This is a genomic window from Variovorax sp. OAS795, from assembly GCF_040546685.1.
GTDB lineage: Bacteria > Pseudomonadota > Gammaproteobacteria > Burkholderiales > Burkholderiaceae_C > Variovorax.
Genome location: NZ_JBEPOH010000001.1, coordinates 1,336,600 through 1,354,874, shown reverse-complemented (window position 1 = coordinate 1,354,874; position 18,275 = coordinate 1,336,600). Strand labels below are relative to the sequence as shown.

Here is an 18,275-nt window from a genome sequence, read left to right as displayed (position 1 = left end):
CAACCATGCGCCTTGCAGGCCCAAATCGGCCGGCAAGCCACGTCCCGCGCGGGCTGCGAGACCATGGTCCACTGTCCACGCGGCACCGATGGGCCGTGTGCGTTCCGTAGAGAAATACCCGTACGGGTTAAACTTCGGCAAAACACTACCTGTAGTGGCTTGTGGACCCTCGGCACCCTAGATATAGTGTGTTCCGTCCGGCCAACAACGCCGGCGCAACGCCCGGCCAAGGCGCTGCCAACCAACAAGAATTGCCAACCGAGAGGAAGCGAATGCAAACAACCCTGAACACCCCATCGACCCCGCGTGCCGTTCCTTCCACGCCGCCGCAACAGCGCGATACCGCGGGCTCCACCACCGCCCAGAATCTTGCGAACTACCAGATCATTCGCCGCAACGGCGCCGTGGTTCCGTTCGAACCCAACAAGATCGCCATTGCGATGATGAAGGCCTTCCTGGCGGTGCACGGCACCCAGGGCGCCGCTTCGGCCAGCGTGCGCGAAACGGTCGACGTCCTCACGCAAGGCGTGATCCGCGCCATGGTCCGCTCGCGTCCGGGCGGCGGCACCTTCCACATCGAAGACGTGCAGGACCAGGTCGAACTCGGCCTGATGCGCGGCGGCCACCACGAGATCGCGCGCGCCTACGTGCTCTACCGCGAGCGCCGCACCCAGGAGCGCTCCAAGCAAGGCGCGCAGGAAGCACCGGCCGCGCCGATGCTCCACGTGCTGGACGGCGGCGAACGTGTCGCGCTTGACCTGAACGAGCTCAAGGGCCTGATCGAATCGGCCTGCGAAGGCCTGGGCGACGGCATCACCGCCGCGCCGATCGTTGCAGAGACGATGCGCAACCTGTATGACGGCGTGCCGCTCGACGAGGTCTACAAGGCCTCGATCCTGGCCGCGCGCACGCTCATCGAGAAGGACCCCGACTACACCTTCGCGACCGCCCGCCTGCTGCTGCACACGATCTTCAAGGAGATCATCGGCCGCGAAGTGATGCCCGCCGAGCGCGCCCAGACCTACGCCGACTACTTCCCGCAGTTCATCAAGAAGGGCGTCGAGAACGAACTGCTCGACGAGAAGCTGCTGCAGTACGACCTGCCCCGCCTGGGCGCGGCGCTCAAGGCCGAGCGCGACAACCAGTTCGATTACCTCGGCCTGCAGACGCTGTACGACCGCTACTTCCTGCACGTGCGCAAGAACCGCATCGAGCTGCCGCAGGCTTTCTTCATGCGCGTGGCCATGGGCCTTTCGCTGGGCGAAATCGACCGTGAAGCGCGCGCCATCGAGTTCTACGAAGTGCTGTCCTCGTTCGACTTCATGTCGAGCACGCCCACGCTGTTCAACGCCGGCACGCTGCGCTCGCAGCTGTCCAGCTGCTACCTGACCACCGTGCCCGACGACCTGGACGGTATCTACGAGTCGATCAAGGAAAACGCGCTGCTGTCGAAATTCGCCGGCGGCCTGGGCAACGACTGGACCCGCGTGCGCGCGCTCGGCAGCCACATCAAGGGCACCAACGGCGAATCGCAAGGCGTGGTGCCGTTCCTCAAGGTGGTCAACGACACGGCCGTGGCGGTGAACCAGGGCGGCAAGCGCAAGGGCGCCGTCTGCACGTACCTGGAAACCTGGCACCTGGACATCGAGGAGTTCCTGGAACTGCGCAAGAACACCGGCGACGACCGCCGCCGCACGCACGACATGAACACGGCCAACTGGATTCCCGACCTCTTCATGCGCCGCGTGATGGAAAAGGGCACCTGGACGCTGTTCTCGCCCTCCAACGTGCCCGACCTGCACGACCTGTTCGGCGCCGACTTCGAGAAGGCCTACGTGGCCTACGAGGAAAAGGCCGCGCGCGGCGAGATCAAGCCCGCCCGCACCATCCAGGCCTCGGACCTTTGGCGCAAGATGCTCACGATGCTGTTCGAGACCGGCCATCCCTGGATCACCTTCAAGGACGCCTGCAACGTGCGCTCGCCGCAACAGCACGCCGGCGTGGTGCACTCCTCGAACCTGTGCACCGAGATCACGCTGAACACCAGCGACACCGAAACCGCCGTCTGCAACCTGGGTTCCGTGAACCTGCTGCAGCACCTGAAGGACGGCAAGGTCGACCACGACAAGCTCAAGAAGACCATCGCCACCGCGATGCGCATGCTCGACAACGTGATCGACATCAACTACTACGCCGTGAAGAAGGCGCGCGACTCGAACCTGCGCCACCGTCCGGTCGGCCTGGGCCTGATGGGCTTCCAGGACGCGCTGTACGAACTGCGGATTCCCTACGCCTCGCAGGAAGCCGTGCAGTTTGCCGACGAGTCGATGGAAGCCATCTGCTACCACGCCTACTGGGCCTCGACCGAGCTCGCCAAGGAACGCGGCAAGTACTCCAGCTACAAGGGCTCGCTCTGGGACAAGGGCATCCTGCCGATCGACACGCTCGAGCTGCTTGAGAAGGCCCGCGGCGGCTACGTGGAAGTGGACCGCTCGGCCACGCTCGACTGGGACGCGCTGCGCCAGAAGATCAAGGCCGACGGCATGCGCAATTCGAACTGCGTGGCCATCGCACCGACCGCGACCATCTCCAACATCATTGGCGTCGACGCGTCCATCGAGCCCTGCTTCGGCAACCTGTCGGTCAAGTCGAACCTGTCGGGCGAGTTCACCGTGATCAACCACTACCTGGTGCGCGACCTGAAGCGCCTGGGCCTGTGGGACGACGTGATGGTGATGGACCTGAAGCACTTCGACGGTTCGCTGCGCCCGATCGATCGCGTTCCGCAGGACGTGAAGGCGCTCTACGCCACCGCGTTCGAGGTCGAGACGACGTGGCTGGTCGAAGCCGCCGCGCGCCGGCCAGAAGTGGATCGACCAGGCGCAATCGCTCAACATCTACATGGCCGGTGCATCGGGCAAGAAGCTCGACGACACCTACAAGCTCGCATGGCTGCGCGGCTTGAAAACCACCTACTACCTGCGCACGCAGAGCGCGACGCACGCGGAAAAATCGACGGTGCAATCGGGCCGCCTCAACGCCGTGTCTTCGGGCAGCGATGCATCCTCGGGCATGAGTGCGCTTGATGCCGCGGCTGCCGCAGCGAAGGCGCAGATGAATGCGATGCCTGCGACCGACATCGCGTTCTGCGGCGTCGACGATCCGACCTGCGAAGCATGCCAATGACGCGCGAGTGAAGTAGAGAGGTGCATGCACGACGCGCGAACTCTCAGTCGATCACGGCATCGACTGACATCGCGCGATGCATGAGAGCAACATAACAACCACATAAATGGAGCGCGACGTGAACGAGCACTTTGCAACTCACATCGTTGCTCCGATAATCGAGCATTGGATTTTTCTATGTTGACCTGGGACGAAGAAGTCAAGCCCTCCTTGCCAAAGGATATGCAACAAGGATTGCAACAGCACCACGCATCGACCAGCGGCATGACCGCAGGCCGATCGGTGGACGCTCCGACTTCGTCGATTGCACAGCAGCCCACCGCAGCACCCGTCGCTGCGCAGCGCGTCAAGGCTTCCGACAAGCGCATCATCAACGGCCAGACCGACGTCAACCAGCTGGTGCCGTTCAAGTACAAGTGGGCCTGGGAAAAATACCTGGCCACCTGCGCCAACCACTGGATGCCGCAAGAAGTGAACATGACGCGCGACATCGCGTTGTGGAAGGACCCGAACGGCCTGACCGAAGACGAGCGCCGCATCGTCAAGCGCAACCTCGGCTTCTTCGTGACCGCCGACTCGCTGGCCGCCAACAACATCGTGCTGGGCACCTACCGCCACATCACGGCGCCCGAATGCCGCCAGTTCCTGCTGCGCCAGGCCTTCGAGGAAGCGATCCACACGCACGCCTACCAGTACATCGTCGAGTCGCTCGGCCTGGACGAGAGCGAGATCTTCAACGCCTACAACGAAGTGCCGTCGATCCGCGAGAAGGACCAGTTCCTGATCCCGTTCATCGACGCCATCAGCGACCCGCTCTTCAAGACCGGCACGCACGAAACCGACCAGACGCTGCTCAAGTCGCTGATCGTGTTCGCCTGCCTGATGGAGGGCCTGTTCTTCTACGTCGGCTTCACGCAGATCCTCGCGCTCGGCCGCCAGAACAAGATGACCGGCGCCGCCGAGCAGTACCAGTACATCCTGCGCGACGAGTCGATGCACTGCAATTTCGGCATCGACCTGATCAACCAGCTCAAGCTCGAGAACCCCGGCCTCTGGACCCCCGAGTTCAAGGCAGAGATCAAGGCCCTCTTCATGAAGGCCGTCGAGCTCGAGTACAAATACGCCGAAGACACCATGCCGCGCGGCGTGCTCGGCATGAACGCCTCCATGTTCAAGGGCTACCTGCGCTACATCGCCAATCGGCGGGCACAGCAGATCGGCCTCGAAACGCTCTTCCCGAACGAGGAAAACCCGTTCCCCTGGATGAGCGAAATGATTGACCTGAAGAAAGAGCGCAATTTCTTCGAGACCCGCGTGATCGAATACCAGTCGGGTGGCGCGCTCTCCTGGGATTGAATCTTTCCGACAAGAATTAATGAATTCAAGAATTGCCCTTGCCACCGATCGCGCCGAAGAGCGCGGCATGGACGAGGGCTCAGGTGTTCATGGTGCTGGGGCTCAGATTCCAACGCCATGAATCGCTTTGCGCTACCAACGTGCGCGGAGTGCTTCAATAGGTTGATTTTTTCAACTTGATCAAGGAGAAATAGAAATGGCAACTGCAAAGAAAGCGCCGGCTAAGAAAGCCGCTGCAAAGAAGGCTCCGGCAAAGAAGGTCGCGGCCGCTAAGAAGGCTCCGGCGAAGAAGGTAGCTGCGAAGAAGGCTCCTGCCAAGAAGGTCGCAGCCAAGAAGGTAGCCGCCAAGAAGGCGCCTGCGAAGAAGGTAGCCGCGAAGAAGGCAGCTCCCGCCAAGAAGGCCGCTGCCAAGAAGGCTCCGGCAAAGAAGGCCGCAGCGAAGAAGGCTCCTGCCAAGAAGGCGGCGGCGAAGAAGGCTCCGGCGAAGAAGGCCGCTGCCAAGAAGGCCCCTGCGAAGAAGGCTGCCGCCAAGAAGGCTCCTGCCAAAAAGGCTGCGGCCAAGAAAGCCGCGAAAAAGCCCGCTGCCAAGCCTGCCGCTGCTGCCAAGAAGCCTGCTGCAAAGAAGGCTGCCAAGGCAGCAGCTCCTGCCGCAGCGCCTGCGCCTGCTGCGCAAACGACGCTGAACCCGCAGGCAGCCTGGCCGTTCCCTACGGCCAGCAAGCCCTGAGCTTCCCAGCGCCTTTGACGGCAAAAAGCCCGGCACCTCACGGTGTCGGGCTTTTTTTATGGGCGCCTGAACAAAGCGACTCAGAGGCCGAGCGCCTGCCGGTCGATCTGGTAGTTCTGCGGTCCGCGCTGTGCGATCTTGAGCGCACCGATGCGGTTGCCCAGCGCCGCGCATTGCGCGAGCGGCCATTCCTTCTCGAGGCCGAACAGCAGCGCACCGCGCCAGGCGTCGCCGCAGCCGGTGGGCTCGACCACGGCGGTCGGCGTCACGCCCGGCACATGCGCGCGCTCGCCATCGGTCCAGACCTCGCAGCCATCGGCGGCCAGCGTGACCACCAGGCCGCGCACGCGCTTCGAGATCTCGGCCAGGCTCCAGCCGGTGCGCTGCGAAAGCATTTTTCCTTCGTAGTCGTTGACCACGACCCAGCTCGCCAGGTCGACGAAATGCTTGAGGGCGTCGCCGTCGAACATCGGCAAGCCCTGGCCCGGATCGAACACGAACGGGATCCCTGCGGCGGCGAACTGTTCGGCATGCTGCAGCATGGCGTCGCGGCCGTCGGGCGCGATGATGCCGACGCGGATGTCTTCGCGCGCCACGACCTTGGTGAGGTGCGCCTGTTGCATCGCGCCGGGATGGAACGCCGTGATCTGGTTGTTGTCAACGTCGTTCATGATCATCGCCTGCGCGGTGAAGGTGTCGTCCAGCTGGCGGACGAACTCGGTGCTGATGCCCAGCGTCCGCATGCGCTCCAGGTAGTCGGCGCCGTCGCTGCCGAGGGTGGCCATCGGCAGCGCCGTACCGCCCAGTGCGTTGAGGCTGTAGGCAATGTTGCCGGCGCAGCCGCCGAAGTCGCGCCGCAGGCCCGGCACCAGGAAAGACACATTCAGGATGTGCAGCTGGTCCGGAAGAATCTGGTCGGCGAACCGGCCCTCGAAAGTCATGATGGTGTCGAACGCGAGGGAACCGCAAATCACTGCTGCCATGGGTGGACCGTTAGTTTGGAATGGATGAAAAAGTCGAACGCGCGCCCGGCCTAGGGATAGAACGCCTCGACGCGGTAGCCGGCGATCGGCGGCAGCGTGGCCGCCTCGGTGGCGGACAAGGTCAGCGGCAACGACGCGGCCTGGTCGGCACGTGCCGCAAGCACCGAGGGCGCGCCATAGTCGGAGGCCGTCAGCACGCGGCGCACCACGGCACGCTCTTGCGTATCGAGCAGCGAGAGCTCGATCGCCGGCATGGCAAGGGGAACGGCGGCGCCGTTGCGCAGGGTGAAGCTGAGCCGGTAGTCGTTGTTGCCGCTCTTCTCGCGTGCGAAGGCGGCGCCCTCGATCACGATGTCGCCGATCTGGCGCAGCGCCGCGAGCTCGCAGCCGGAGAGCTGGCAGAGCGAAGCAAGTGCCGGCCGCAGGTTCGGCTGTCGGGCCACGATGCCGTCGCGCTCGTGGCGCAAGACCTGGACGACCAGCAGCAGGACGGCAAGCACCGCAACGCCGCGAAGCCCGAGCCGCACGGGGCGACGCTGCCAGAAAGCTGCGCCCTCGGGGCTCGGTTTTTCGTTGTCGAACAGCGGAACCCGCTCGGAATCTTCTTCGGCATCGCTGTGCGGCGCGGGGACAGCGACGGCCGTTGCATCGGGCTCGCTGGCCTCGCGCACCATCGAAGAGGCCGACGCCTTGGCGGCCGTGCGCTCATCCCGCGCCTTGGCACTGGCGATCTTGGCCGACTTGATGCGCGCCCTGCGCAGCGCCTTCTGCATCTGCACCTGGTCGCGGTCCTGCGCAGCCTCGTGCTTCTCGTTCTCGTCGCTGGCGGAGGCCGTAAGCTCGCGCGCCTTCAGGCGCAGGGCCGGCAAAGGCGGCGGTGGTGGCGGCGGGGGGGATGGCGGGGCCGCAAGGTTCAGGTCGATGTCGGGGAACGGCGGCAGCGAACTCGGCGGCGGACGCCATTCAGGCTCGTTGGCCTCGAAGTCCGACCACAGCTCGTCCGCGACGATGCCGTGTACCGGCAGCGATGCCGGCCCGGGCGCCGTGGCGGAAGCTGCGGGCGCTTCGCCAGGTCCGGGCTCGTCGTCCGACAAATCGGCATCTTCGTCCGCAGGCCGGGATTCACCCGAAGGTTCTTCCGGGGGCTCGGGTGGTTCGGATGACTCGGAGATGGCAGCAGGCGGCGGCGCAGTGCCGGCGGCCGGAACGGCGTCGGGCGCTTCGTGCAGGTCGAGGGTGGCGTCGAACACGTGGCTGCAACGGCCGCAGCGCACCCAGCCGTCCGAGATGCGGAGCTGGTCGCGAACCACCTTGAAGGTGGTGTTGCAGGCGGGGCAGCGCGTGACGAGGCTCATGACCGGGCGATTGTAGGGTCCGGCCCTCGCCGCGAGAGCGCCATCGCGGCAACGCGAACGGCCGACTGCGTCCTCAGCAGCGCGCCGTCATCAGGATCCAGCCGTCCTCGCTGTCGCTGACTTCGAGCGCCGCATACGGCGCATAGGCCTGCTTCAACTCGTCGGCCTGGCGCTCGAGGATGCCGGCCAGAACCAGCGATCCACCGGGTGCCACATGGCTGTGCAGCAAGGGCGCGAGCACCTTGAGCGGTGTCGCCAGGATGTTGGCCAGCACCGTGTCGTAGCGGCCCCTGGCGGCTTCGGGCAGGCCGGCATTCAGGCGCACGCCGTTGGCTTCGGCGTTGAGGCGGGTGGCCGAAACGGCCGCTTCGTCGATGTCGACGGCGTCGATGTCGGGCGCACCGAACTTGGCCGCGCCGATGGCCAAGATGCCGGAGCCGCAGCCGTAGTCGAGCACGCGCTGGCCGCCGAACCCGCCCTGCTTCGCGATCCACCGCAGGCACATGCGCGTGGTCGGATGCGTGCCGGTGCCGAAGGCCAGTCCCGGATCCAGGCGGATCACCTGCCTGGCCGCGCCGGGCGGCTCGTGCCAGGTGGGCACGATCCAGAATTCGGGCGTGATCTCGACCGGCGCAAACTGCGATTGCGTGAGCCGCACCCAGTCCTGGTCCGGCACGGGCGCCACGCCGAGCACTTCGCAGCCTTCGAAGAAATCCTGCAGCGCAAGCACCGACGCCGCCTCGTTGGCGAGCGCTTCGTCGGCAAACAGCGCGATCACGCGCGAGCGCTGCCAGCCCTCCTTGGGCGGCGGCATGCCGGGCTCGCCGAACAGTGCCTGCTCGGCGTCGGTCTGCGCGTCGGCGTCTTCCACCGACACGCTCAGCGCATCAAGTGCGTCGAGCGCGTCGCCGAGCATTTCGACCCGGTCTTCCGGCGCCATCAGGCGAAGTTCAAACATGGCGGCGTCCGGTATCGTTCAGCGCTTGTGGGCCGCGAGCCACTCTTCGAGATAGTGGATGTTGGTGCCGCCGCTCATGAACTTGGCGTCGACCATCAGTTCGCGGTGCAGCGGAATGTTGGTCTGGATGCCTTCGATCACGGTTTCGTTCAGCGCCGTGCGCATGCGTGCCATGGCCTGCTCGCGGGTGTCGCCGTAGACGATGATCTTGCCGATCATGGAGTCGTAGTTCGGCGGCACGAAGTAGTTGGTGTAGGCATGCGAATCGACGCGGACGCCAGGTCCGCCCGGCGGATGCCACATGGTGATGCGGCCCGGCGACGGCGTGAACTTCCAGGCGTCTTCGGCATTGATGCGGCACTCGATGGCGTGGCCGCGCATCTCGATCTGGCGCTGCGTGAAGGGCAGCTTCTCGCCGGCCGCGACCATGATCTGCGTCTTCACGATGTCGATGCCGGTGGTGAACTCGGTCACCGGGTGTTCCACCTGCACGCGCGTGTTCATCTCGATGAAATAGAACTCGCCGTTCTCATAGAGGAACTCGAAGGTGCCGGCGCCGCGGTAGCCGATCTTCTTGCAGGCCGCCGCGCAGCGCTCGCCGATCTTCTCGATCAGCTTGCGGGGAATGCCCGGCGCCGGCGATTCCTCGATCACCTTCTGGTGGCGTCGCTGCATGGAGCAGTCGCGCTCGCCCAGGTAGACCGCATTCTTGTGCTTGTCCGCGAGGATCTGGATTTCGACGTGGCGCGGGTTCTGGAGAAACTTCTCCATGTACACGGCCGGGTTGTTGAATGCACCGCCGGCTTCCGCCTTGGTCATCTGGATGGCGTTGATCAGCGCCGCCTCGGTGTGCACCACGCGCATGCCGCGCCCGCCGCCGCCGCCGGCGGCCTTGATGATGACCGGGTAGCCGATGGCGCGCGCAATGCGCTTGTTGGTGGCGGCGTCGTCCGAGAGCTCGCCTTCGGAGCCGGGCACGCAGGGCACGCCGGCCTTGATCATTGCCTGCTTGGCCGCGACCTTGTCGCCCATCGTGCGGATGTTGTCCGGCGTGGGGCCGATGAACTGGAAACCGCTCTGTTCGACGCGCTCGGCGAAGTTGGCGTTCTCGCTCAGGAAGCCGTAGCCGGGATGGATTGCCTCGGCGTCGGTCACCTCGGCCGCCGAGATGATCGCCGGCATGTTGAGATAGCTCAGCGACGACGGCGCCGGGCCGATGCAGACGGCCTCCTGCGCGAGCTTGACGTACTTCGCGTCGCGGTCGGCCTCGGAATAGACCATCACGGCCTTGATGCCGAGCTCGCTGCAGGCGCGCTGGATCCGGAGGGCGATTTCCCCCCGGTTTGCAACCAGGATCTTCTTGAACATGGTCACTCGATGATGAACAGTGGCTGGCCGTATTCGACCGCCTGACCGTTTTCGCCGAGGATCTGGGTGATCGTGCCGGATTTGTCGGCTTCGATTTCGTTGAGGATCTTCATCGCTTCGATGATGCAGATGGTGTCGCCCTCGTTGACCTTGCTGCCGATTTCGACGAAAGCCGCCGCGCCAGGGCTGGACGAGCGGTAGAAGGTTCCCACCATGGGCGACTTGACGGCATGCCCGGCGGGCGCAGCCTCGGGTGCCGGGGCGCTGGCGATCGCGGGAGCCGGGGCGCCGCCGGCTGCAGGAGCCGCGGCCGCGGGAGCAGCCACCGTCTGCACATATTGCACGGGTGCGGCGATGCCGCCCTTGACGATGCGAACCTTGCCTTCGGTTTCGGTGATTTCCAGTTCGGAAATATTGGATTCCGACACCAGGTCGATCAGTGTCTTGAGTTTGCGCAGATCCATGAGGCTCCAGTGCCGACTTTGCCGGTCATTAGGAAGTAACTTGGCTAAAAATCGGCGATCTTTAGCGATTGGCGGCGAATGCCGAGTGTGTATCTGATTCTAACCGTGAACCAGATCACGCCGCCAAGCCGCCAGGTCGGCGGCTTCGAGCTTGCCCATTTTACGGGCCGCCACAGCGCCGCTGCCGTTCAGGACGAGCGTGAAAGGCAAGCCGCCCGCGGTATTTCCCAGACTTTTCACCAGCTCCGTTCCCTGCAAACCGGCCAAACCCGTGGGATAACTGACGGGTGTTTTCTGCAGGAATTTGCGCACGGCGCTCGGTTGGTCGATGGCCAAACCGACAACTTGCCAGCCGTTCCCCCCATTTTCGCGGAAGAAGCGATCGATCATCGGCATTTCCTCCACGCACGGAGGACACCAGGTCGCCCAGAAATTCAGGAGCAGCGGCTTGCCGCGGAGATCGGAAAACACCAGCTCGCCGCCTTCGGGACGGTCGAAGCGTTGCGACCAGAAGGCCGCATCGAGCATCTCCCCCTCCGCGCGGCTGCCGCGCTCACGCCACCATGCACCGCCCAGGCCCGCCGCGGCGGCCGCGACCGCCACGCCGCCGTAGAGAAGGCGGCGCCGTGTGGGCGAAGAAGTCATTCACTTGTCCTTTTCTTTTTCGATCAGCCGGCGCAGCGCAGCGAGGTCGCCGCGGGGCGCGCGCCCCTGGGCGTCGGGACGAAGCGCGCCGCGCAGGTCGTCCAGGTCGTACACCAGCAAGTGGACGCCGATTTCTTCGCCGAGGGCGCGGCTCGCGGCATGCACGCTGAGGGCCTCCACCTGCTCGCCATGAAATCCGGTCACCATGCGCGGCTCGTAGTCCACGTGATGGTCGATGAGGGCAATCTCGGCCGACTTGGAATCATCGCAGAACAACTGAATATAAATGTCTGACAGCCGGGTCGCGGTACCGTGCCAGACGGCCCCCCCGACATGCGGCCGGAATGCCGCCATGCGCTCCATCCATTCGAGCGCAAGAAGCCGCAGGGCATGCAGTTCCTGGGGCTGGGTGTCGGCGCAATACAGCGCGATGTAGTCGCGGACTTCGGCCTCGACCTCGTCGTTGTTGGGCAGCGCCGTGCGCGACGACAGGCCCAGGTCTCGTACCGCGCGGCGCTTGGCCGGGCCGTACTCCAGCCCCTCCTCGACGACGAGGCGGGCTGCGGTGGCGGCGATCTCACGCTTGGTGGTCGTGTCCATCGGGATATTTTGCCCGCAGTCAGCCGCCCTCACACGAACATCGGTACAAAGCGCGCGCGTTGCGGCGGCGCCGGCGTCCATGCGGCTCCCTAGAATCGCCCGATGCACATTCATATTCTCGGCATCTGCGGCACGTTCATGGGCGGCGTGGCCGCCCTGGCGCGCGAAGCGGGCCACAGGGTCACGGGCTGCGACGCCGGTGTGTACCCGCCCATGAGCGACCAGCTTCGCTCGCTCGGCATCGACCTGATCGAAGGCTTCGCAGCCGACCAGCTGGCCCTCGCGCCCGACATGTTCGTGGTCGGCAACGTGGTGTCGAGGGCCCGGCTGCCCGACGGCACGCCCAAGTTTCCGCTGATGGAAGCCATCCTGGATGCCGGCCGGCCCTACACCAGCGGGCCGCAGTGGCTGGCCGAGCATGTGCTGGCGGGCCGCCACGTGATGGCCGTGGCCGGAACCCACGGCAAGACCACCACCACCTCGATGCTGGCCTGGGTGCTCGAGCAAGGCGGCAAGGCGCCGGGCTTCCTGGTGGGCGGTGTGCCGCTCGACTTCGGCGTCTCGGCGCGGTCCGGCGGCGGTGCGCCCTTCGTCATCGAGGCCGACGAGTACGACACCGCCTTCTTCGACAAGCGCAGCAAGTTCGTGCACTACCGCCCGCGCACCGCGATTCTCAACAACCTCGAGTTCGATCACGCGGACATCTTCGATGATCTTGCCGCCATCGAGCGCCAGTTCCACCACCTGGTGCGCACGGTGCCCGGCACCGGCCGCTTGGTGGTCAACGCCACCGAAGAGAGCCTGCAGCGCGTTCTGGCCCAAGGCTGCTGGAGCGAGCTCGCGCGCTTCGGCGCGGGCGGCGAATGGCAGGCCCGCGGCTCGCACGATGCCTTCGACGTGCTGCGGCAGGGGGAAGCGGTGGGCCGGGTCGAGTGGGAGCTCTCGGGCCTGCACAACCAGATGAATGCTCTGGCCGCGATCGCGGCCGCCGAGCACGTCGGCGTGGCGCCGGCCGATGCGGCGCGCGCGCTCGGCAGCTTCAGGAACGTGCGCCGCCGGATGGAATTGCGCGGCACCGTCGAGCGCCGCGACGGCGCGATCACCGTGTATGACGACTTCGCCCACCACCCCACGGCCATCCGCACCACGCTCGATGGCCTGCGCAAGAAGCTCGATGCCGCCGGCAAGAAGGACGAGCGCATCCTTGCCGCCTTCGAGCCGCGCAGCAACACCATGAAGCTCGGCGTGATGGCCGCGCAGCTGCCCTGGAGCCTGGAATCGGCCGACCGGTCGTTCTGCCACACGGCGGGGCTCGACTGGGACGCCGCCGCGGCGCTGGCGCCAATGGGCGAGCGCGCACAGGTGGCGGGGGCGATCGAACCGCTGGTCGCGCAGATCGTCGGCGCGGCACGGCCCGGCGACCACATCGTCTGCATGAGCAATGGCGGCTTCGGCGGCGTGCACGACAAGCTGCTTGCGGCACTGCGCGGCGCGGCGGCACCATGAGCGCCATGCGCGCGCGGGAACTGATCGAGGGCCTGAAGCTGCAGCCCCACCCCGAGGGCGGCTGGTACAGCGAGGTCTTCCGCTCGGCCGCGAGCGTGGTTCCCACCGACGGCCGGCCGCCGCGCAGTGCGCTCACCAGCATCTACTTCCTGCTCGAGGCGGCGCAGCACTCGCGCTGGCACCGGGTGCTGTCGGACGAAGTCTGGGTGCACCTCGAGGGCGTGCCGCTGGCGCTGTGGACCTGCGACGCGGCCCTGCGCACCGCACCGGCCCACGTGCGGCTCGGTCCGGTCGATGCGCACGGCACGCGGCCGCAGCACGTGGTGCCGGCCGGCCAGTGGCAGGCCGCGCGTCCCATCCAGGGCCACGCCAGCGGCGACTACACGCTGGTCGCCTGCATGGTCGGCCCGGGCTTCGACTTTGCCGACTTCTCGCTGGTGCCGCCGGACAGCGACGAAGCCGACGCCATGCGGCACCACTGGCCCGAGCTGGCCGGGATGCTCTGACCCCCGTTCAACCCCTGCGCTGCTTCACAGCCCGCGACAGCGTGTCGAGCACCTGCGCCGAATCGTCCCAGCCGATGCATGCATCGGTGATGCTCTTGCCGTATTCGAGGCCCGAGAGCTGGTCCTTGCCCGGCGAGAACTTCTGGGCGCCGGCCTGCAGGTGGCTTTCGATCATCACGCCGAAGACGCGGTTCGAACCTCCGGCGATCTGGTCGGCAATGTCCTTGGCCACGTCGATCTGCTTCTGGTGCTGCTTGGAACTGTTGGCGTGGCTGCAGTCGACCATCAGCGTGGGCGGCAGCTTGGCGGCTTCCAGGTCCTTGCAGGCGGCCTCGACGCTCGCGGCGTCGTAGTTGGGCGCCTTGCCGCCGCGCAGGATCACGTGGCAGTCGCGGTTGCCGTTGGTCTGCACGATCGCGACCTGGCCGTTCTTGTGCACCGAGAGAAAGTGATGGCCGCGCGCCGCCGCCTGGATGGCGTCGGTCGCGATGCGGATGTTGCCGTCGGTGCCGTTCTTGAAGCCGATCGGCGCCGAGAGGCCGGAAGCGAGCTCGCGGTGCACCTGGCTTTCGGTGGTCCGCGCGCCGATGGCACCCCAGGCGATCAGGTCGCCGATGTATTGGGGCGAGATCACGTCGAGGAACTCGCTGCCCGCCGGCAGGCCCAGGCGGTTGATGTCGATCAGGAGCTGGCGCGCGATGCGCAGGCCCTCGTCGATGCGAAAGCTCTCGTCGAGGTACGGGTCGTTGATGAGCCCCTTCCAGCCGACCGTGGTGCGCGGCTTCTCGAAGTACACGCGCATCACGATCTCGAGCGTGCCGGCGTATTTTTCGCGCTCGGCCTTCAGGCGGCGGGCGTATTCGAGCGCCGCGGCCGGGTCGTGGATCGAGCAGGGTCCCATGACCACCAGCAGCCGGTCGTCCTTGCCGGCCATGATGTTGTGGATGCTGCGGCGGGTGCCCTCGATCAGCGTTTCGACCGGCGTGCCGCGAATCGGAAAGAAGCGGATCAGATGTTCTGGAGGGGGCAGCACGTTGATGTCCTTGATGCGTTCGTCGTCGGTCTTGCTGGTTTTTTCGACGCTCGCATACCAGCTGTCGCTGGCCGGGGCAGTGTTCGTGCTCATGGTGTTTCCTTGTCAGTATGAAGATCGTCAGGGCATAAAAAAACCGCCGGGGCTCGAGGCGCCGGCGGTTCTGGGAGGGTGTTCGTTTGCTTTACGCGCTCGCCTCTCGTCCGCCGGAAACCGGGAACCAAAAGAAAGCAAAAAAATAAGCGCGGAGGGCGGACATGTGGGCCGAAATGTAGCACGGAAAACAGGAAGCCCCGCAAATGCCGGGCTTCCGACGGTCAGCGGTAGCCGGATTCGTTGGGGTTGTGGATGATCCAGATCAGGTTGCCGCCCGAGTAGTCGCCCATGCCGCCACCCGCGAACACCAGGCGTCCCTGGCCCTTGTAGGTCATCTCGAAACGATGGCGGTCGCTGCCGAAATAGAACGGGATGAAGGCCTTGCCCGTGACGTAGGCGCCCTGGTCGGTCGGCGGGCCGGCAAGGTCGGTGACCTGCCTGGCGCTCATGCCGATCTGCAACCGGCTGAACCTGCTGTTGCGCGCCGGATTGCCGGTGATCTCGCCTTCGTACCCGTTCAGGCCCTTGATGGTGCGGCCGCTGCCGGCTTCGACCTTGGAGGAATCGATCACGTTGCCCTGGGCGTCCATGCCGGCCTTCACGCCGCCACGGGCCGGTGCCGCGGGTGCTGTAGCTGCGGCAGCGGGCGCGGGCGCGGCCTGGGTGCCGCCCGAACCGCCGCGCGATGCACAGCCGGCCGTTGCCAGCACGGCCACGGCGGCAGCCGCAGCCCACAGGGGCGCGGACGAATTGATCCTGATCCTCATCGAAGCTCCTCTTTGTAAAAATTCGAGGAGCGAGCTTAGCAAGCTCTCAGGCGGTTCCGCCTACGGTCAAACCATCGATGCGCAGGGTGGGCTGGCCCACGCCGACGGGCACGCTCTGGCCTTCCTTGCCACAGGTGCCCACGCCGGAGTCGAGCGCCATGTCGTTGCCGATCATGGTCACGCGGGTGAGCGCGTCGGGGCCGTTGCCCACGATGGTCGCGCCCTTCACCGGGTACTGGACCTTGCCGTTCTCGACCCAATAGGCCTCGCTTGCGGAGAACACGAACTTGCCGCTCGTGATGTCGACCTGTCCGCCGCCGAAGTTGGTGGCGTAGAGGCCCTTTTTAATGCTGGCAACGATTTCCTTCGGGTCCTTGTCGCCGCCCAGCATGTAGGTGTTGGTCATGCGCGGCATCGGCACGTGGGCGTAGCTCTCTCGGCGGCCATTGCCCGTGGGCTTGACCTTCATGAGGCGCGCGTTGAGCGAGTCCTGGATGTAGCCCTTGAGGATGCCGTTCTCGATGAGCACGTTGCGCTGGCTTGCGTTGCCTTCGTCGTCCACGTTGAGCGAGCCGCGGCGGTCGGCGATGGTGCCGTCGTCGAGCACCGTGACGCCCTTGGCCGCCACGCGCTGGCCGATGCGGCCCGAGAACGCACTGGAGCCCTTGCGGTTGAAGTCGCCCTCCAGGCCGTGGCCGATGGCCTCGTGCAGCAGGATGCCGGGCCAGCCGGATCCGAGCACCACGGTCATTTCGCCGGCCGGTGCCGGACGCGCCTCGAGGTTGGTCAGCGCGGCCTTCACCGCATGGTCGACGTAATCGGCGATCTGCTCGTCGGTGAAGTAGGCCAGGCCGAAGCGCCCGCCGCCGCCGCCCGAACCCACCTCGCGCCGGCCGTTCTGCTCGGCGATCACCGTGACCGACAGGCGCACCAGCGGCCGCACGTCGGCTGCGAGCGTGCCGTCGGCGCGCGCCACCAGCACCACGTCGTATTCGCTCGCCAGGCCCGCCATCACCTGGGCCACGCGCGGGTCGCGCGAGCGGGCGAGCTTCTCGACCTTTTCGAGCAGCTTGACCTTGGCCGTGCTGTCGAGCGTGGAAATGGGGTCGATGCCGCTGTAGAGCGACCGGCTCGATGCGATCTTGCGCGTTGCCGTCTTCACGCGGCCGGTGCGGCCCGCGGACGAAATGGAGCGCACCGTGCGCGCCGCATCGAGCAGCGACGCCTCGGAAATGTCGTCCGAATAGGCAAAGGCGGTCTTCTCGCCGCTGACCGCACGCACGCCGACGCCCTGGTCGATGCTGAAGCTGCCCGTCTTGACGATGCCTTCTTCGAGGCTCCAGCCTTCGCTGCGCGTGTACTGGAAGTACAGGTCGGCGTCGTCCACCTTGTGCGCGGTGATCTCGGCCAGGGCCTTGCCCAGGTGCGATTCGTCGAGGCCGAAAGGCGTGAGAAGAAGCTGCTGCGCCGTGGCCAGGCGCTCGATGGTGGGTTCGCGAGAGATCATGAAGGGATTATTGCTCGCCCCCGCGCTTTGCGTACGGCGCTAGTTTTGCGCGGCGAGCTTGCGCGCCCTGGCGATCGACATCAGGATGCCCAGGCCCAGTCCCAGCGTGACCATGGCGGTGCCGCCGTAGCTGATGAACGGCAGCGGCACGCCCACCACGGGCAGGATGCCGCTCACCATGCCCATGTTGACGAAGGCGTAGGTGAAGAAAATCATTGTCACCGCCCCCGCCAGCAGCCGCGAGAACAGCGTCGTGGCGTTGGCCGCGATGGCCAGCCCGCGGAAGATCAGCAGGATGAAGGCCGCGATCAGCGCGAGGTTGCCGACCAGGCCGAACTCCTCGGAATACGCCGCGAAGATGAAGTCGGTGGTGCGCTCGGGAATGAATTCGAGGTGCGTCTGGGTGCCCTGCATGAAGCCCTTGCCGCCCATGCCGCCCGAGCCGATGGCAATCATTCCCTGGATGATGTGGAAGCCCTTGCCGAGCGGGTCCTTGCTCGGGTCGAGCAGCGTGCACACGCGCTGTTTCTGGTAGTCGTGCAGCACGCGCCAGTCGACCCCGTCGGCGCACAGCTGCGACTCGAAGCCGACGATCAGCGTCACTGCGATCGCGCCCAGCACCACCGGCGGCACGATCAGCTTCCACGACAGCCCGGCAAAAAAGATGACCGCCATGCCGGCCGCGAGCACCAGCAAGGACGTGCCCAGGTCCGGCTGCTTCATGATGAGCCCGACCGGCACCGCCAGCAGCACCGTGGCCACCACGAAATCGAGCGGCCGCAACTGCCCTTCCCGGCGCTGGAACCACCAGGCCAGCATCAGCGGCATCGCGATCTTGAGGATCTCGCTGGGCTGGATCACCACGCCGATGTTGATCCATCGGGTGGCACCCTTCTTGGTGATGCCGAAGAGCGCCACCGCCACCAGCAGCGCCACCCCCGTCGCATAGAGCGGCACCGCGAAGATCATCAGCCGCTGCGGCGGCACCTGGGCCACCACGAACATGATGAAGCCGGCCAGCAGCATGTTGCGGCCATGGTCGGAGAAGCGCGAGCCGTGGTCATAGCCCGACGAATACATGGTGAGCAGCCCGGCAAAGGCCAGCAGCAGGACGGCAAAAGCCAGGAAGCCGTCGAAGCCCTGGAAGATGGGCGCGACACGGCGCGCCAGGGAGGGCTGGTTGAACACGGCGGACATGGGGGCGGATTATCCGCGCCC

The 18,275-nt window shown here is 65.9% G+C and carries 15 protein-coding genes and 1 pseudogene; 5 read left to right on the top strand and 11 right to left on the bottom strand.

Features of this window, described 5'->3' with window-relative positions:
* Nucleotides 1-272: 272 nt before the first annotated feature.
* The 3 genes and pseudogenes from ABID97_RS06405 to ABID97_RS06395 all read left to right on the top strand — a co-directional run bounded on the left by ABID97_RS06405 (nucleotide 273) and on the right by ABID97_RS06395 (nucleotide 5,269).
* Nucleotides 273-3,186, top strand: a pseudogene (locus ABID97_RS06405) (ribonucleoside-diphosphate reductase subunit alpha).
* A gap of 177 nt (nucleotides 3,187-3,363) precedes the next feature.
* Nucleotides 3,364-4,542 (top strand): ribonucleotide-diphosphate reductase subunit beta, encoded by a 1,179-nt coding sequence (locus ABID97_RS06400; protein WP_354397693.1) that lies wholly within the window; start codon nucleotides 3,364-3,366, stop codon nucleotides 4,540-4,542.
* Nucleotides 4,543-4,738: 196 nt separating this feature from the next.
* Nucleotides 4,739-5,269, top strand: coding sequence for a histone H1-like DNA-binding protein (locus tag ABID97_RS06395; RefSeq protein ID WP_354397692.1), 531 nt, complete (start codon nucleotides 4,739-4,741; stop codon nucleotides 5,267-5,269).
* 80 nt (nucleotides 5,270-5,349) lie between these two features.
* Here the strand turns inward: ABID97_RS06395 and ABID97_RS06390 are convergent, their stop codons facing one another.
* From ABID97_RS06390 to ABID97_RS06360, 7 genes are all read right to left on the bottom strand, one after another.
* On the bottom strand, nucleotides 5,350-6,252 hold the full coding sequence (locus ABID97_RS06390) for a carbohydrate kinase family protein (RefSeq protein WP_354397691.1): 903 nt from the start codon (nucleotides 6,250-6,252) through the stop codon (nucleotides 5,350-5,352).
* Between the two features lie 50 nt (nucleotides 6,253-6,302).
* On the bottom strand, nucleotides 6,303-7,607 hold the full coding sequence (locus ABID97_RS06385; protein WP_354397690.1) for a zinc-ribbon and DUF3426 domain-containing protein: 1,305 nt from the start codon (nucleotides 7,605-7,607) through the stop codon (nucleotides 6,303-6,305).
* A gap of 73 nt (nucleotides 7,608-7,680) precedes the next feature.
* Nucleotides 7,681-8,565, bottom strand: coding sequence for a 50S ribosomal protein L11 methyltransferase (gene prmA, locus ABID97_RS06380; protein WP_354397689.1), 885 nt, complete (start codon nucleotides 8,563-8,565; stop codon nucleotides 7,681-7,683).
* An 18-nt stretch (nucleotides 8,566-8,583) separates the two neighbouring features.
* Nucleotides 8,584-9,933 carry an acetyl-CoA carboxylase biotin carboxylase subunit gene (gene accC, locus ABID97_RS06375; protein WP_354397688.1) on the bottom strand — a complete coding sequence of 450 codons (1,350 nt, stop codon included), beginning with the start codon at nucleotides 9,931-9,933 and terminating at the stop codon, nucleotides 8,584-8,586.
* A gap of 2 nt (nucleotides 9,934-9,935) precedes the next feature.
* Entirely contained in the window at nucleotides 9,936-10,397 is a 462-nt protein-coding gene (accB, locus tag ABID97_RS06370) for an acetyl-CoA carboxylase biotin carboxyl carrier protein (RefSeq protein WP_354397687.1), read from the bottom strand.
* Between the two features lie 99 nt (nucleotides 10,398-10,496).
* A complete protein-coding gene (locus ABID97_RS06365) occupies nucleotides 10,497-11,042 on the bottom strand; it encodes a TlpA family protein disulfide reductase (protein WP_354397686.1) in 546 nt (181 codons plus the stop codon).
* Nucleotides 11,043-11,642, bottom strand: a complete 600-nt coding sequence (locus ABID97_RS06360; RefSeq protein ID WP_354397685.1) for a hypothetical protein — start codon at nucleotides 11,640-11,642, stop codon at nucleotides 11,043-11,045. It lies immediately after the preceding gene.
* A 102-nt stretch (nucleotides 11,643-11,744) separates the two neighbouring features.
* Here ABID97_RS06360 and mpl point away from each other — a divergent pair, with 102 nt between their 5' ends.
* Both mpl and ABID97_RS06350 read left to right on the top strand, forming a co-directional pair.
* Nucleotides 11,745-13,148, top strand: a complete 1,404-nt coding sequence (gene mpl / locus ABID97_RS06355) for a UDP-N-acetylmuramate:L-alanyl-gamma-D-glutamyl-meso-diaminopimelate ligase (RefSeq protein WP_354397684.1) — start codon at nucleotides 11,745-11,747, stop codon at nucleotides 13,146-13,148.
* Complete coding sequence (locus ABID97_RS06350) at nucleotides 13,145-13,654, top strand: cupin domain-containing protein (protein ID WP_354397683.1); 510 nt, start codon at nucleotides 13,145-13,147, stop codon at nucleotides 13,652-13,654. The genes mpl and ABID97_RS06350 overlap by 4 nt, the downstream gene beginning before the upstream one ends.
* Nucleotides 13,655-13,661: 7 nt before the next feature.
* On the opposite strand, the gene ABID97_RS06345 is transcribed toward ABID97_RS06350, so the two are convergent.
* The 4 genes from ABID97_RS06345 to rodA all read right to left on the bottom strand — a co-directional run bounded on the left by ABID97_RS06345 (nucleotide 13,662) and on the right by rodA (nucleotide 18,254).
* Nucleotides 13,662-14,780 carry a 3-deoxy-7-phosphoheptulonate synthase gene (locus ABID97_RS06345; protein ID WP_354397682.1) on the bottom strand — a complete coding sequence of 373 codons (1,119 nt, stop codon included), beginning with the start codon at nucleotides 14,778-14,780 and terminating at the stop codon, nucleotides 13,662-13,664.
* A 224-nt stretch (nucleotides 14,781-15,004) separates the two neighbouring features.
* Nucleotides 15,005-15,550 (bottom strand): hypothetical protein, encoded by a 546-nt coding sequence (locus tag ABID97_RS06340; RefSeq protein WP_354397681.1) that lies wholly within the window; start codon nucleotides 15,548-15,550, stop codon nucleotides 15,005-15,007.
* A gap of 46 nt (nucleotides 15,551-15,596) precedes the next feature.
* On the bottom strand, nucleotides 15,597-17,057 hold the full coding sequence (gene tldD, locus ABID97_RS06335; protein ID WP_354397680.1) for a metalloprotease TldD: 1,461 nt from the start codon (nucleotides 17,055-17,057) through the stop codon (nucleotides 15,597-15,599).
* 39 nt (nucleotides 17,058-17,096) lie between these two features.
* Nucleotides 17,097-18,254 (bottom strand): rod shape-determining protein RodA, encoded by a 1,158-nt coding sequence (gene rodA / locus ABID97_RS06330; RefSeq protein WP_354397679.1) that lies wholly within the window; start codon nucleotides 18,252-18,254, stop codon nucleotides 17,097-17,099.
* Nucleotides 18,255-18,275: the final 21 nt, after the last annotated feature.

Bases quoted from the DNA above. Each gene is read 5' to 3' on its own strand.
- rodA (WP_354397679.1), bottom strand. From the start codon at position 18,254: ATGTCCGCCGTGTTCAACCAGCCCTCCCTGGCGCGCCGTGTCGCGCCC.
- ABID97_RS06400 (WP_354397693.1), top strand. From the start codon at position 3,364: ATGTTGACCTGGGACGAAGAAGTCAAGCCCTCCTTGCCAAAGGATATG.
- ABID97_RS06350 (WP_354397683.1), top strand. From the start codon at position 13,145: ATGAGCGCCATGCGCGCGCGGGAACTGATCGAGGGCCTGAAGCTGCAG.
- ABID97_RS06345 (WP_354397682.1), bottom strand. From the start codon at position 14,780: ATGAGCACGAACACTGCCCCGGCCAGCGACAGCTGGTATGCGAGCGTC.
- ABID97_RS06340 (WP_354397681.1), bottom strand. From the start codon at position 15,550: ATGAGGATCAGGATCAATTCGTCCGCGCCCCTGTGGGCTGCGGCTGCC.
- accC (WP_354397688.1), bottom strand. From the start codon at position 9,933: ATGTTCAAGAAGATCCTGGTTGCAAACCGGGGGGAAATCGCCCTCCGG.
- prmA (WP_354397689.1), bottom strand. From the start codon at position 8,565: ATGTTTGAACTTCGCCTGATGGCGCCGGAAGACCGGGTCGAAATGCTC.
- tldD (WP_354397680.1), bottom strand. From the start codon at position 17,057: ATGATCTCTCGCGAACCCACCATCGAGCGCCTGGCCACGGCGCAGCAG.
- ABID97_RS06395 (WP_354397692.1), top strand. From the start codon at position 4,739: ATGGCAACTGCAAAGAAAGCGCCGGCTAAGAAAGCCGCTGCAAAGAAG.
- ABID97_RS06365 (WP_354397686.1), bottom strand. From the start codon at position 11,042: ATGACTTCTTCGCCCACACGGCGCCGCCTTCTCTACGGCGGCGTGGCG.
- mpl (WP_354397684.1), top strand. From the start codon at position 11,745: ATGCACATTCATATTCTCGGCATCTGCGGCACGTTCATGGGCGGCGTG.
- ABID97_RS06360 (WP_354397685.1), bottom strand. From the start codon at position 11,642: ATGGACACGACCACCAAGCGTGAGATCGCCGCCACCGCAGCCCGCCTC.
- ABID97_RS06390 (WP_354397691.1), bottom strand. From the start codon at position 6,252: ATGGCAGCAGTGATTTGCGGTTCCCTCGCGTTCGACACCATCATGACT.
- accB (WP_354397687.1), bottom strand. From the start codon at position 10,397: ATGGATCTGCGCAAACTCAAGACACTGATCGACCTGGTGTCGGAATCC.
- ABID97_RS06385 (WP_354397690.1), bottom strand. From the start codon at position 7,607: ATGAGCCTCGTCACGCGCTGCCCCGCCTGCAACACCACCTTCAAGGTG.